The sequence below is a fragment of the Kribbella sp. NPDC002412 genome, assembly GCF_053592935.1.
The window spans coordinates 1-12,190 of sequence record NZ_JBSFBL010000014.1 but is presented as its reverse complement, the minus strand read 5'-3'; the positions used below and the strand labels follow the sequence as shown (position 1 = coordinate 12,190).

At 70.4% G+C, this 12,190-nt stretch carries 11 protein-coding genes and 1 pseudogene; 8 read left to right on the top strand and 4 right to left on the bottom strand.

The features are described 5' to 3' along the window. Window positions 1–15 precede the first annotated feature (15 nt). From ACWCOV_RS13885 to ACWCOV_RS13875, 3 genes are all read left to right on the top strand, one after another. Window positions 16–1,275, top strand: coding sequence for a YihY/virulence factor BrkB family protein (locus tag ACWCOV_RS13885; protein WP_449829593.1), 1,260 nt, complete (start codon window positions 16–18; stop codon window positions 1,273–1,275). A 149-nt stretch (window positions 1,276–1,424) separates the two neighbouring features. Next, a complete protein-coding gene (rsgA, locus tag ACWCOV_RS13880; RefSeq protein WP_449829592.1) occupies window positions 1,425–2,492 on the top strand; it encodes a ribosome small subunit-dependent GTPase A in 1,068 nt (355 codons plus the stop codon). Between the two features lie 15 nt (window positions 2,493–2,507). Continuing rightward, a complete protein-coding gene (locus ACWCOV_RS13875) occupies window positions 2,508–3,251 on the top strand; it encodes an SDR family NAD(P)-dependent oxidoreductase (RefSeq protein WP_449829591.1) in 744 nt (247 codons plus the stop codon). Between the two features lie 31 nt (window positions 3,252–3,282). Here ACWCOV_RS13875 and ACWCOV_RS13870 read toward each other — a convergent pair whose 3' ends face one another. Next, the gene (locus ACWCOV_RS13870; RefSeq protein WP_449829590.1) at window positions 3,283–4,035 is read right to left on the bottom strand and encodes a hypothetical protein; all 753 of its coding nucleotides are present in this window, start codon (window positions 4,033–4,035) and stop codon (window positions 3,283–3,285) included. Between the two features lie 227 nt (window positions 4,036–4,262). Between ACWCOV_RS13870 and ACWCOV_RS13865 the strand changes: the two genes are divergently transcribed. Continuing rightward, window positions 4,263–5,117 carry an EamA family transporter gene (locus tag ACWCOV_RS13865; protein ID WP_449829589.1) on the top strand — a complete coding sequence of 285 codons (855 nt, stop codon included), beginning with the start codon at window positions 4,263–4,265 and terminating at the stop codon, window positions 5,115–5,117. A gap of 5 nt (window positions 5,118–5,122) precedes the next feature. Here ACWCOV_RS13865 and ACWCOV_RS13860 read toward each other — a convergent pair whose 3' ends face one another. Then, window positions 5,123–5,971 carry a helix-turn-helix domain-containing protein gene (locus ACWCOV_RS13860; protein WP_449829588.1) on the bottom strand — a complete coding sequence of 283 codons (849 nt, stop codon included), beginning with the start codon at window positions 5,969–5,971 and terminating at the stop codon, window positions 5,123–5,125. A 183-nt stretch (window positions 5,972–6,154) separates the two neighbouring features. On the opposite strand from ACWCOV_RS13860, the gene ACWCOV_RS13855 reads away from it, so the two are divergent. Then, complete coding sequence (locus tag ACWCOV_RS13855) at window positions 6,155–6,931, top strand: SDR family oxidoreductase (RefSeq protein WP_449829587.1); 777 nt, start codon at window positions 6,155–6,157, stop codon at window positions 6,929–6,931. 4 nt (window positions 6,932–6,935) lie between these two features. Here the strand turns inward: ACWCOV_RS13855 and ACWCOV_RS13850 are convergent, their stop codons facing one another. Next, window positions 6,936–7,721, bottom strand: a complete 786-nt coding sequence (locus ACWCOV_RS13850) for an alpha/beta fold hydrolase (RefSeq protein ID WP_449829586.1) — start codon at window positions 7,719–7,721, stop codon at window positions 6,936–6,938. A gap of 164 nt (window positions 7,722–7,885) precedes the next feature. Between ACWCOV_RS13850 and ACWCOV_RS13845 the strand changes: the two genes are divergently transcribed. Together ACWCOV_RS13845 and ACWCOV_RS13840 are read left to right on the top strand one after the other, a co-directional pair. After that, window positions 7,886–8,638 (top strand): class I SAM-dependent methyltransferase, encoded by a 753-nt coding sequence (locus ACWCOV_RS13845; protein WP_449829585.1) that lies wholly within the window; start codon window positions 7,886–7,888, stop codon window positions 8,636–8,638. After that, window positions 8,538–9,775 (top strand): annotated as a pseudogene (locus ACWCOV_RS13840) (M24 family metallopeptidase). The gene ACWCOV_RS13845 and the pseudogene ACWCOV_RS13840 overlap by 101 nt, the downstream one beginning before the upstream one ends. Before the next feature lies 1 nt (window position 9,776). Here the strand turns inward: ACWCOV_RS13840 and ACWCOV_RS13835 are convergent. Continuing rightward, window positions 9,777–10,784 carry a GlxA family transcriptional regulator gene (locus ACWCOV_RS13835; RefSeq protein WP_449829584.1) on the bottom strand — a complete coding sequence of 336 codons (1,008 nt, stop codon included), beginning with the start codon at window positions 10,782–10,784 and terminating at the stop codon, window positions 9,777–9,779. 70 nt (window positions 10,785–10,854) lie between these two features. Between ACWCOV_RS13835 and ACWCOV_RS13830 the strand changes: the two genes are divergently transcribed. Beyond that, entirely contained in the window at window positions 10,855–12,129 is a 1,275-nt protein-coding gene (locus ACWCOV_RS13830) for an MFS transporter (protein WP_449829583.1), read from the top strand. The last annotated feature ends 61 nt before the right edge of the window (window positions 12,130–12,190 follow it).

Genomic DNA, 12,190 nt, shown 5'->3' with positions numbered 1-12,190 from the left:
AGTACGGTAAGCGGTATGGCACGTTCTGGGGCAGGACCCACTGGTGGGAGCTCCCTCTCATTGGCATGGGTCCGCAAGATCCCGGCGACGACCTGGAAGCTGCTCAGCCAGACCGTCGGCGTCTGCCTGCGCTACCGGGTCACCGGCCTGGCCGCGGAGGGGGCGTTCTTCGCCATCCTGTCGCTGCCGCCGCTGATCTTCGGTCTGGCCGGGAGTCTGGGCTACATCGCCAGCCGGTACTTCGAGGTCGAGACGATCGACGAGATCAAGGAGCAGATCGCCGAGCTGGCCGCGCGGGCGCTGACCGTCGACTCGGTCCAGAGCGTGATCGTGCCGACCCTGGACCAGGTGCTCAGCGGCGGCCGGCCGGACGTGATCTCGATCGGTTTCGTGCTCGCGCTGTGGTCCGGCAGCCGGGCGCTGAACGTGTTCGTCGACACCATCACGATCATGTACGGGATGGGCGGCAAGCGCGGCATCGTCCGGACCCGCGCACTGTCCTTCTCGCTGTACTGCGCCGCGCTCGTCATCGGCGTGATCGTGCTGCCGCTGGTGCTGGCCGGCCCGGACGCGGTGGACGCGCTGCTGCCGCACCGGCTGGACTTCCTGAACCAGCTGTACTGGCCGGTGGTCACGATCCTGTCGGCGGGCTTCCTGAACACCCTGTACCACCTGTCGGTGCCGGTCCGGACGCCGTGGGTGTCGGACCTGCCGGGGTCGTTCCTGGCCTTGTCGATCTGGATCCTGGGCAGCTTCCTGCTGCGCTGGATCCTGCAGAGCACGGTCGGCGGGACCTCGATCTACGGTCCGCTGGCGGCGCCGATCGCCGTACTGCTGTGGCTGTACATGACTGCGATCGCGGTGCTCATCGGCGCGGCGCTGAACGCGGTGGTGGACCGGCTGTGGCCGCACAAGTCGCGGATGGCGGAGAAGGCGTCCGGCACCGCGTCCGGCAAGACCGAGGTGAAGGCGGGCAAGGACGCCGAGGACGAGGTCGAGCCGGTGATGAAGGCCGAGCCCGACCCGCACCACCACGAGCACACGCTGACCCCGCTCGACGAACCGGAGCCCGTCGTACCGAGGGAGTCGCCGAAGGCGCCGGCTGCTCAGTCGGACCCAAAGGCCGAGGCCGGCCGGGAGGCCGGGGCCGACGGGAAGACCGAGGCCGGAGCACGGGCCGGAGGGCAGGCCGCAGCCGACGGGAAGGTCGCGGCGCGCAAGCCGGAGCCGGTCGGAAAATCCGGTGCGCAGAGTGACCCCGACGACCTACGCTGACGGCACCAGCCGGTCCTCGACCAGGACCCCAGGACTTCGAAGGGAGGCGGCCGCCATGAGCTTGTATCGGGCCCACCGGGCCGACGTCTCCCGTACTGTCCGTCCGCTGAGCTGACCTCGCGGCACGGACCCTCTGAAAGGTTCGCCGCATGTCCGCATCACTTCAGGCTCTGGGGCTCGACAGCACCACGGCCGACTACCTCACCACCGTCCCGGACGACCTGGTGCCGGGGCGCGTCGCCCGCGTCGACAAAGGCCTCGCGACGGTGCTCACCGAGGACGGCCCGGTCCGGGCGACCTGGTCCGGTGCGCTGCTGGCCGCGATGGCCCACGACACCCAGGCCGGCCCATGTACAGGGGACTGGGCCGTACTGCGGTTCTGGCCGGACGACCGGATCACGCTCGAGTCGCTGGGCCCACGCCGTACGGCGATCGTCCGCGCAGAAGTCAGCGGTACGTCGAAGGGCCAGGTGCTGGCCGCCAACGTCGACGTGATCGCGATCGTGGTCGGGCTGCATCCGGAGCCGAACATCGGCCGGATCGAACGCTTCCTCGCGCTGGCGTGGGAGAGCGGTGCGCGGCCGGTCGTCGTACTGACCAAGGCTGACCTCGTCGGCGACGCGGACGCCATTGCGGACGACGTAGCGCGAGCTGCGCCGGGCGCCGACGTACTGGTGTGCAGCGCGGCGACTGGCGAGGGCATGTCGTCGGTGCAGGCGTTGCTGGACGGTGACGCGACGGTGGCGTTGCTGGGGTCGAGTGGTGCGGGCAAGTCGTCGCTGGTGAACGCTCTGGCCGGTGTGGAGTTGCTGGACGTGCAGGAGATCCGTGACGACGGCAAAGGGCGGCACACCTCGGTTCGGCGTGAGCTGATCGTGCTGCCGAGCGGTGGCGTCGTCATCGACACGCCAGGGCTGCGGGGGATCGGGCTGCAGGAGTCGGGCGAAGGTCTGGCGGCTGCGTTCCCGGACATCACTGCGCTGGCCGAGAAGTGCAAGTTCAAGGACTGTGCGCACGTCACCGAGCCCGGCTGTGCCGTGCAGGCGGCGCTCGAGGACGGCAGTCTCCCGCACCGCCGCTACGAGAGCTGGACGAAGCTCCAGCGCGAAGCGGCCTTCATGGCCAGGCGGTCCGACGCCCGTCTCCGCGCCGAGGCCAAGAAGGAGTGGGCCCGGGCCTCGAAGTCCTACCGCCGGGATTTCAAGCCACGACCCTGATGAAAGGATCGGGGCATGGATCGAGCGGTGTTGGTGACGGGAGCTTCACGGGGCATCGGTGCGGCGGCGGCGCGAGCGTTCGCGGCGGCGGGGGATCGGGTGGCTGTGCACTACGGCTCGTCTGCCGAGGCCGCGGCGATGGTGCTGAAGGAGCTGCCGGGATCCGGTCACGTGCTGGCGCCCGCGGATCTCGCCGACTCGGCGGCCATCCAGACGATGGTCGACGACGCCGCGGCGGCGCTCGGCGGCATCGACGTACTGGTGAACAACGCCGGCGTGTACCACCCGCATCGCATCCGGGAGACGACGTACGCCGAGTGGCAGCAGGCGTGGGCCGACACGCTCGCGGTGAACCTGGTCGGCCCGGCGAACGTCGCATGGTGCGCGGTCCGGCACATGGGCCGCGGTGGGCGGATCGTGAACGTGTCGTCGCGCGGCGCGTTCCGGGGTGAGCCGAACCAGCCCGCGTACGGCGCCTCGAAGGCCGGCATCGTGTCGTTCACCCAGTCGCTGGCGCGGGCGCTCGGGCCGGAAGGGATCGCGGTGACCGCGATCGCTCCCGGATGGACGACGACCGACATGGCGTCGGTGCACCTGGTCGGCGAGGGCTACGACCGGCGGCGGATGGAGAGCCCGCTCGAACGCGTCGCGGACCCGTCGGAGGTCGCGGCCGCGATCCTCTACCTCGCCTCACCCGAGGCCGAGTTCGCCACCGGCACCGTCCTGGACTTCAACGGCGGCTCACACCTGCGCATGTAGCCGCAGGTAGCCGCACGCGGCCGCAGCGGGCTCAGCCGTCGCCGCCGCCCCCTCCGGCGCCGTCGGCCCAGCCGCTCTCGAAGCCACCGCCGATTTCGTGGTCTGCGATGTAGTGGCCGGTCGAGCCCCAGGACGCGGCGGTGATGTCGAAGCTGGCCAGCGCGAGGTAGCTCGCGCCCGCCCCGGCACCGAAGTACCCGTGGCCGTACGGCGCGACCGCGGCGCCGGCCTCCCAGTACGGCACCCGCCGGCTCCCGAGGATGACGAACCGGACCGCGGGCTCGTCGCCGGATCGGATCCGGGCGGCGTCCTGCGCACACGCCGGGACCGTCCGGGTGCCGAACTTCGGCTGGGTCCAGACAATGTCTGTCGTCGACGGACCGTGCTGCGGGTTGAAGAAGCAGGGCACCCGGCGTTCCGGCACCGGCTCGCCCCGGACCCGGGCCTGCACGCAGACGATCGCGTAGCGCCCGGTCGCCAGCGCGTCGGTGACACCGCTGATGTCGTCCGGCTTCCGGATCCGGCTGACCGCGCGCTGTGCGGCTTCGTACGCGTCGAGGGCGACCTGGTAGTCCGCCTGCCCGTCGGGATCAAGCGTTTGCCCGGTCACGCCGGCATCCAGCCGCCGCAGCTCCTCCCCGAGCAGCGTCACGTCTTCGTCGGCGAGCTTGCGGATCTCCTCGAGCTCTTCCGCATCACCGCGCTGCGCAGCCCGCCGGTCCCACACATAGCGACCCGCGAGCACGACCCCACCGCCCCCAAGGGCGGCCAATAGCCACCACATCCATCGACAGTACCTCCGCAACCACGACCCGTCAGCCGGTTGAGCGGAAAACCGCTCGGCGGTCCCGGGATCGGCTTGCTAGGGTCACCGCCGTGCATCGCATCATCACTCCGCCGGCCGCCGCTTAGCGGACGGCCGACCTCGCTGTGCCCAGGTGACTGACCTGGGCTTCCTCGGGCTGTTCGCAGACGCCCCGATCTCTTCGTGCGAACACCCTGGAGTGTCTGATGCACCACCGTCTCGCGCCGTCCTCGGCGCGTGGTCTCTTGTACGTCGCTCTGGCCGGAGTCGCCTGGGGTACCGGCGGACCCACCGGAGCGCTGCTGTTCCAGCACAGCGGTCTTGGCTCGACAGCCATCTCGTTCTGGCGGCTGTTCGGCGGCGCCTTGTGGCTCGCGCTGGCTTGTCGCCTGCTGCGCCGCGGCCCGGTCGTCCAGCAGTTCGCGGCCGCGCCACTGCGCTACCTGCTGAGCGGCCTCGGCCTGGCCGTCTGCCAACTCGGCTACTTCGCCGCGATCCCGCGCGTCGGAGTCGCTGTCGCCACGGTCATCGCTCTCGGCGCCGGCCCGCTCCTGATCGCGCTCGGCGCCCGCGAGCGCATCACCGTCACGCTGCTGCTCGCGCTTGCCGGTCTGGCCCTGCTGATCTCCGGTGGGGGAGGGACCGGATCCGGCGTGTCGATCCTGGGGATCGCCTGCTCGCTCCTGTCGGCCGCCGGTTATGCCCTGAACACCCTGCTCAACCGCGACCAGCAGGACCCGATCACCAGCTCGTTCCTCGGCTTCGGCGCCGGCGCGGTCCTGCTGTTGCCCTTGGCAATGACTACCGGTCTGACCCCCGCCCCGGCGAGCTGGCCGTTGCTCGCGTACTTCGGCCTGGTCCCGACCGCACTCGCCTACGCGCTCTTCTACACCGGTCTCCGGTCGATCCGTGCCTCCACAGCAGCCGTGATCGCCCTGATCGAACCACTCCTGGCTGCGCTGATCGGCGTACTCGCGTTCCACGAGCACCTGACACCGCTCGGCCTCACCGGCGCCGGCGTACTCCTGGTCGCTGTGGTCCTGCAGGCGAAGCGGGAGTAGGGAGTTCAGCCGGCGGGTTGCGTGGTGGTCCAGCTGGTGAGGAGTTGCAGGGCCGCCGCTGTCGGGGAGCCGGGCTCGACGTTGTAGACGCAGAGGGTTTGCTCAGCGTCGCCCGGCACCTGGAAGGCCTCGTAGGAGAACTCCAGGTCACCCGCGACCGGGTGGTGGTAGGTCTTGCGGCCGTGTGTCCGGCGCATGACCCGATGGTCGTTCCACCAGCCGGTGAACTCGGGACACCGCAGGGTGAGCTCGCCGACCAGGTCGGCGAGCTGGCGGTCGTGCGGCCAGCGGCCGGCCTCCAGCCGGAGCATGGCGACCGTCTCGGCGGCGATCTGCTCCCAGTCTCCGACCCGCTCCCGAGCCACCGGGTCGAGCAGGTAGTACCGTGCCAGGTTGCGGCGTGGAGCCGGCAACGCGTCGAAGTCGGTCAGGACCTCACGGGCGAGCCGATTGGCCGCCAGTACGTCGGTGCGCCGCCCGACGATGAACGCGGGGACCTGGTCGAGCGTCTGCAGCGTCAGGTACAGGCCCGGCCGGACCCGCTGCGGAGCAGCCGGCGTACGACGAGCGGGCTTGGGCCTGGCGAGCAGATCGGTGAGGTGTTCGCGCTCGACGGTGTCGAGGTGGAGAGCGCGCGTCAGTGCGTCGAGGACCTCGGGCGACGGGTTGCCGGCCCGGCCTTGCTCGAGCCGCGTGTAGTACTCGGTGCTGACTCCCGCGAGCCGGGCCACCTCGTCACGTCGTAGTCCCGGCACTCGTCGAGCACGCCCGTCCGCGGGCAGGCCGGCCTGCTCGGGCGAGATGGCGGCTCGCCGCGAGCGGAGGAAGTCGGCGATCTCGGTACTGCGTTCCATCTCTTCAGTGTGCTGGATCTGCTGGGTTGAAGCGGCCCAGGTGGGTGGCCCTGCCGGTACCAGGTTCCCGGATGCCTGCCTGGACAGGGTTTGTTCGAGCCCGATTTCGGCGTCTCCGGACTGGTGTGCTGAAGAGGTGGCCGGGATCGCCGGCCGGTAGTCGTCTCTGGAAGGTACGCATCAATGACCACACAAGCTGTCACCAGGTCCCTCGCCGGTCGCGTCGCGGTGATCACCGGCGCATCGAGTGGCATCGGCGAAGCCTCCGCCGAACACCTCGCGGCACTGGGCGCGACTGTTGTCGTACTGGCCCGCCGGGCCGAACGCCTCGATGAGTTGGTGACCCGCATCGAGAAGGAGGGCGGGACGGCGCTCGCCTTGGCCGTCGACGTGACTGATGCCGCCGCGGTACAGGCGGCCGCGGACCGGGTCGCCGCCGAGCTGGGTGGCGCGGATCTGCTGTTCAACAACGCCGGCGTGATGCTTCCGGCGCCGGTGACGGAACGAGCCACCGAACAGTGGCAGCGCCAGATCGACCTCAACATCACCGGCCTGATGAACGCGATCGCCGCGTTCACGCCGCAACTGGTGGCCGCGGCCGCTGAGCGTGGCGTCGCAGACCTGATCAACACCTCCTCGATCGCCGCGCAGAACATCTACCCGAACTTCGCCGTCTACGCGGGCACCAAGGCCTACGTGACCCACCTGTCGCGGCACCTGCGCGCCGAGCTGGGTCCGAAGAACGTCCGGGTGTCGGCGGTCGAGCCGGGCATCGTCGGCACCGAGCTGCAGAACCACGTGACCGACGAAGGGGCGCTTCAGTGGCTGGCCGGGGCCAAGGAGTCCATGGAGTGGCTGACCGCGCAGGATGTCGCCGAGACCGTCGGCTTCATCGCGTCGTTTCCGGCGCGGGTGAACCTGCAGCAGGTCACCATCATGCCGACCGGTCAGGCGAGCTGATGATTCACTCCGAGGCGCGGTGCAACCACTCGCGGATCAAAGCGCCGAACAGCGCGGGTTGCTCGAGCTGAAGGTTGTGCCCGGCAACATCCAGTACGGCGTACGTCGCCCGCGGGTAGTGGGGGAGCAGCGCGTACTGGTCCGCGTAGCCCGTGATCGAGTCCTGCCTGCCGCAGACGATCAGCGTCGGTCGTTGGTAGGCAGGACCGCTCTCGGGTGCGATCGTCAGCGCCCAGCTGTTCTTCTGGATCCGGTCGAGTGCCGCGGTGTCGGCGACGGCCAGACCGGGCGCGATGTCGGAGCGGTACGCCTGCAAGGCGGCCGCGGTCCGGACGACGGCGATCTCGGTGAAGTCCTCGTCCTCGGCCAGCGACTCGACCACACCCGGCTCGGTCCGCAGCGCGACGTGCTCGGGCACGGTCCGGTCGGCGTGCATGAGGGCGGTGCCGATCGGGCAGATCAAGGCGAGACCCAGGACCTGCTCCGGCCGCTCCGCGATCAGCCCGCGCGCGAGGTACCCGCCGTACGACTCGCCGATCAGCAGGAACGGTTCGGCGCCGATCTGCTCGTCGATGAACGTGCGCAGCTCGCCCATGATGCCGTCGGAACTGTCGATGTCGCCGGCCGGTGTCTGGCCCATCCCGGGGAGGTCGGGGTAGTGCCGACGGTACCCGGGGACCTCGGCGAACACGGGCTCCAGGCAACCGGTCATCAGCCGGTGGTCAGGGGTCCAGCCGTGCAGCGCGAGGACGGGAACGCCTGCGCCGAAGGACTCGTGGTGGAGCGCCATCGTGGTCTGCCTTTCGCCGGGTGCCGATCGGATCTCGATCGAGCCGGGACAGTTCTAACAACCCTCGCCGACAGTCTCCGTCACAGGCCGGTAAGCGACTGCGCTTGTGCGGTTGTGAGCGATCGGTGCTACACCTGTTTGTAGGGGTCACAAGGGGGTTGACCATGGCAACAGCTGCGATGGTTGCCGAGTTCGGGGACGTTGCCGCGTGGACCGCCGACGCGGTCGAGCAGCTCGGCGCCGGGCACGCCATTCCGGCCGCCTGCCGGGGCAGTTCGAGTCCCGCCGGGCTGGCCTGGCTGGCCGAGGCGTGTGAGCTCGCGCCCGGGGACAGGTTGCTGGACGTCGGCGCCGGGGTGGGTGGTCCGGCGGCCTGGGCGGCGGAGCGGTTCGGGGTGCGGCCGATCCTCGTCGAGCCGATGCACCCGGCCTGCCGGGCTGCGGCGCGGCTGTTCGGTCTGCCGGTCGTGACGGCCGACGGTGGCCGGATCCCGCTGCGGACGCATTCGGTCGATGTCGGTTGGTGTCTGGGCGTGCTGTGCACAGTCGAGGACAAGGCAGCACTGCTCGGCGAGATGCATCGGGTGATGCGGCCGGGCGCATCGCTGGGTCTGCTGGTGCTGGTCGCGCGGCGCGGGCAGCTGTTGCCGCTGCCGGAGGGTAACCACTTCCCGACCCAGGGCGAGCTCGTCGGGCTGCTGGCGGACACCGGCTTCGACCTGATGGAGCAGGTCACTCGCCCCGACGGCTGCCCACTGTCCTGGTCCCGCCGAGCCGAACAGGTCGCGGCGGCCATCGCGGCGCAGCACCGGACCGATGAGGCCTACGCGTTGGCCGCACGCCAGGTCGAGCGGCTCGCCCATCTGCTCGCCGCTCGGCAGGTCTCGATCGAGTTGGTGCACGCAGTCGCTGGCTAGAGTCGGCTGCATGTCGAGTCGAAGCCCACAAGGTCCTGTCCCCGATTCCGCCGTACTGCGTGCCAGGTTGGAGCGCGCCCGGGAGGCCGCTGCCGGGACCGGGCTGCTGATCGCACCCGGCTCGGATCTGCGCTACCTGCTCGGGCAAGCCGGTGGCTCGCTCGAGCGGCTGACCACGCTGGTCCTGCCGGCCGAGGGGTCGCCGGCGCTCGTCGTACCGAAGCTGGAAGCGCCTGGCTTCGCCGACCTGCCATTGGCCGAGCTCGGCGTGGAGGTCGTCACCTGGGTGGACGGCGAGAACCCGTACGGCGCCGCCGCCGACCGGCTGCGTGGATCGGAACGAGTCGCGGTCAGCGACTTCACGCCGGCGCTGCACGTGCTGGCGTTGCGGGAGGCACTGCCCGACGCGGAGCAGGTGCTCGCCGGTCCGATCGTGCGGGAGTTGCGGATGCGCAAGGACGCGGCCGAGATCGACGCGCTGCGGAAGGCGGGGGCGGCGATCGACCGCGTGCACGCGCGGGTCGGCGAGTGGCTGCGCCCCGGGCGGACCGAGGCCGAGGTCGGGGCGGACATCTCGGCGGCGATCGTCGAGGAGGGCCACGTGCTCGCCGAGTTCGTCATCGTCGGCAGCGGCCCGAACGGCGCGAGCCCGCACCACGGGGTGTCCGGCCGGGTGATCGAGGCCGGCGACGTGGTGGTCGTCGACATCGGCGGACCGGTTGCCGAGGGCTACTACTCCGACTCGACCAGGACGTACGCCGTCGGCGAGCCGCGGGATGCGGACGTCGCCGCGACCTACGCCGTACTGCGGGATGCTCAGCAGGCGGCCGTGGACGCGGTGCGGCCGGGGGTGTCCGCGGAGTCGATCGACGCGGCCGCGCGGGACGTGATCGCGGCGGCCGGGTTCGGTGACCTGTTCATCCACCGGACGGGACATGGGATCGGGCTCGACGTGCACGAAGAGCCGTACATCGTCAGTGGAACGAGCTGATTCTCGAGCCGGGGATGGCGTTCAGCGTCGAGCCGGGCATCTACCAGCCGGGGCGGTGGGGTGCGCGGATCGAGGACATCGTCGTGGTCACGGCGGACGGCGTGCAGTCGATGAACCGTCGACCCCACGAGCTGGTGGTGCTGTAGGTCAACCGGCCCGGAAGGTCTTGCGGTAGGCGAGTGGCGAGACGCCGAGCTCGGAGCGGAGGTGATGACGCAGGGACGCGGCGGTGCCGAGACCCGCGGACTCGGCGACCCGGTCGACGGACAGATCAGTGGTCTCCAGCAGGTGGCACGCGTGCCGGACACGTTGCTGCAGCAGCCACGTGCCGGGGGACTGACCCGTCTCGGCCTTGAACCGCCGGCTGAACGTGCGGACGCTCATCTGCGCGTGCGCGGCCATCGCGGTGAGGCTCAACTCCTCGCCGAGCCGCGCGAGCGCCCAGGCTCGCGTCGGCGCCGTACCCTCGCTGCCCTCGTCCGGCACGATCCGCTCGATGAATTGTGACTGCCCACCGTCGCGCCACGGCGGTACGACGCAGTGCCGTGCGGCCCGGTTGGCGACCTCGCTGCCGAAGTCGCGGCGGATCAGGTGCAGGCACAGGTCCACGCCCGCGGCGAGGCCGGCCGAGGTGATGATGTCGCCGTCGTCGATGAACAGCAGGTCCTCGTCGAGCTTCACCTGCGGGTAGAGGTCCCGGAACATCTCGGCCCGGCGCCAGTGCGTCGTGGCCGGCCGCCCGTCGAGGTAGCCGGCCGCGCCGAGCACGAACGCGCCGGTGCAGATCGACGCGATCCGGGTGCCCGGCCGGATGGTGTCCAGCGCCTGCGCCAGGTCGTCCGGGAGCGTGCCTTCGTAGCGCGGCTGGGCGATGTATGTACCCGGGATGATCACCGTGTCCGCCTCGGCCAGCACCTCCGGCCCGTAGTCCGGGATCAGGCTGAACCCGGCGCCGGCCCGGATCGGCGCGATCTCGAGCCCGCAGATCCGGACGTCGTACAGCGGGGTGCCGTCGGCCGTCGTCGCCGCGCCGAACACGGTCGGCGGGATGGTCAGGTCGAACCCGACCACCGGTTCCAGCGCGAGCACCGCGACCACGTGCGGCCCGACGGCGTGCAGTCGTCGCTTCCCTTTCGGCGTCCGTGTCGGTGTCATGGCCATATCTTGACACATGCTGGCATTCTGGCCACTGGTTCGGGGGTGGCACGGACGGCACAGTGGGCGGGTGACGCAGATTCTGGAGACGAAGAAGCCTGCCCGGGTGCACCTGGCCTGGGCAGTCGCGGCGGTCGGGTTCGTGACGCTGATCGGAGCGGCCGGGTTCCGCTCGGTGCCGGGGGTGCTGCTCGACCCGCTGCACGACGAGTTCGGCTGGTCGCACGCGACGATCTCGTCGGCGGTGTCGATCAACCTGCTGCTCTACGGCCTGATCTCGCCGTTCGCGGCGGCTCTGATGGACCGCCTCGGCCTGCGTCGCGTGGTCAGCGGAGCGCTCGTTCTGATCGCGCTCGGCAGCGGGCTGACCGTCTTCATGACCTCGTCCTGGCAACTGCTGCTCACCTGGGGTCTTCTGGTCGGCGTCGGCACTGGCTCGATGTCCATGACGTTCGTCGCGACGATCACCGGTCGCTGGTTCGTCCAGCGGCGCGGTCTGGTCACCGGCATCCTGACCGCGGCGGGTGCTACCGGCCAGCTCATCTTCCTGCCCCTGATCGCGGGCTTGGCCGGCGCGTACGGCTGGCGGGTCCCTGCGCTCGTCGCGGCCGGTACGGCGCTGGCCGTCGTACCACTGGTGTTGCTCTTCCTGCGCGACTACCCGAGCGATGTCGGACTGCGGGCGTACGGCGCTCCGGAGGGCAGCACCGCGGGCCAGCGGGTGGAGACGACCGGGAGCAGCGCGATGCGGGCGTTGAATGCGCTGTGGTCCGCGATGCACCGGCCGGCGTTCTGGATGCTTGCGGGTGGCTTCGCCATCTGCGGTGCGTCGACGAACGGGCTGATCGGCACGCACTTCGTCACCGCGGCCCACGACCACGGGATGCCGGTGACGACCGCTGCGTCGCTGCTGGCGGTGGTCGGCATCTTCGACGTCGGCGGCACGATCGTGTCCGGTTACCTGACGGACCGCTGGGACCCGCGGTACCTGTTGATTGCCTACTACTCGCTGCGCGGTCTGTCGCTGCTCGTGCTGCCGTCGCTGCTCGGTCCGACCGCACAGCCGAGCATCTGGGTCTTCATCATTTTCTACGGTCTCGACTGGGTGGCGACCGTGCCGCCGACGGTCGCGCTGTGCCGGGAGTGGTTCGGTGTGGACGGGCCGATCGTGTTCGGCTGGGTGTTCGCGTCGCACCAGATCGGCGCCGCGCTGGCCGCAACCGGAGCCGGTGCGATCCGTGACGTCCAGGGCAGCTACAACCTCGCCTGGTACCTGGCCGGCGGGCTCTGCGCCGCAGCCGCGTTGATGTCCGCAAGCATCGGACGCCGACTCGTTACTGCCTGATCCTGTCGGCCGGCCGACCGCGACAGCGTGTACGCCTCGTCGATGAACAGCACCCCGCCGA

Bases quoted from the DNA above. Each gene is read 5' to 3' on its own strand.
- ACWCOV_RS13885 (WP_449829593.1), top strand. From the start codon at position 16: ATGGCACGTTCTGGGGCAGGACCCACTGGTGGGAGCTCCCTCTCATTG.
- rsgA (WP_449829592.1), top strand. From the start codon at position 1,425: ATGTCCGCATCACTTCAGGCTCTGGGGCTCGACAGCACCACGGCCGAC.
- ACWCOV_RS13875 (WP_449829591.1), top strand. From the start codon at position 2,508: ATGGATCGAGCGGTGTTGGTGACGGGAGCTTCACGGGGCATCGGTGCG.
- ACWCOV_RS13870 (WP_449829590.1), bottom strand. From the start codon at position 4,035: ATGTGGTGGCTATTGGCCGCCCTTGGGGGCGGTGGGGTCGTGCTCGCG.
- ACWCOV_RS13865 (WP_449829589.1), top strand. From the start codon at position 4,263: ATGCACCACCGTCTCGCGCCGTCCTCGGCGCGTGGTCTCTTGTACGTC.
- ACWCOV_RS13860 (WP_449829588.1), bottom strand. From the start codon at position 5,971: ATGGAACGCAGTACCGAGATCGCCGACTTCCTCCGCTCGCGGCGAGCC.
- ACWCOV_RS13855 (WP_449829587.1), top strand. From the start codon at position 6,155: ATGACCACACAAGCTGTCACCAGGTCCCTCGCCGGTCGCGTCGCGGTG.
- ACWCOV_RS13850 (WP_449829586.1), bottom strand. From the start codon at position 7,721: ATGGCGCTCCACCACGAGTCCTTCGGCGCAGGCGTTCCCGTCCTCGCG.
- ACWCOV_RS13845 (WP_449829585.1), top strand. From the start codon at position 7,886: ATGGCAACAGCTGCGATGGTTGCCGAGTTCGGGGACGTTGCCGCGTGG.
- ACWCOV_RS13835 (WP_449829584.1), bottom strand. From the start codon at position 10,784: ATGACACCGACACGGACGCCGAAAGGGAAGCGACGACTGCACGCCGTC.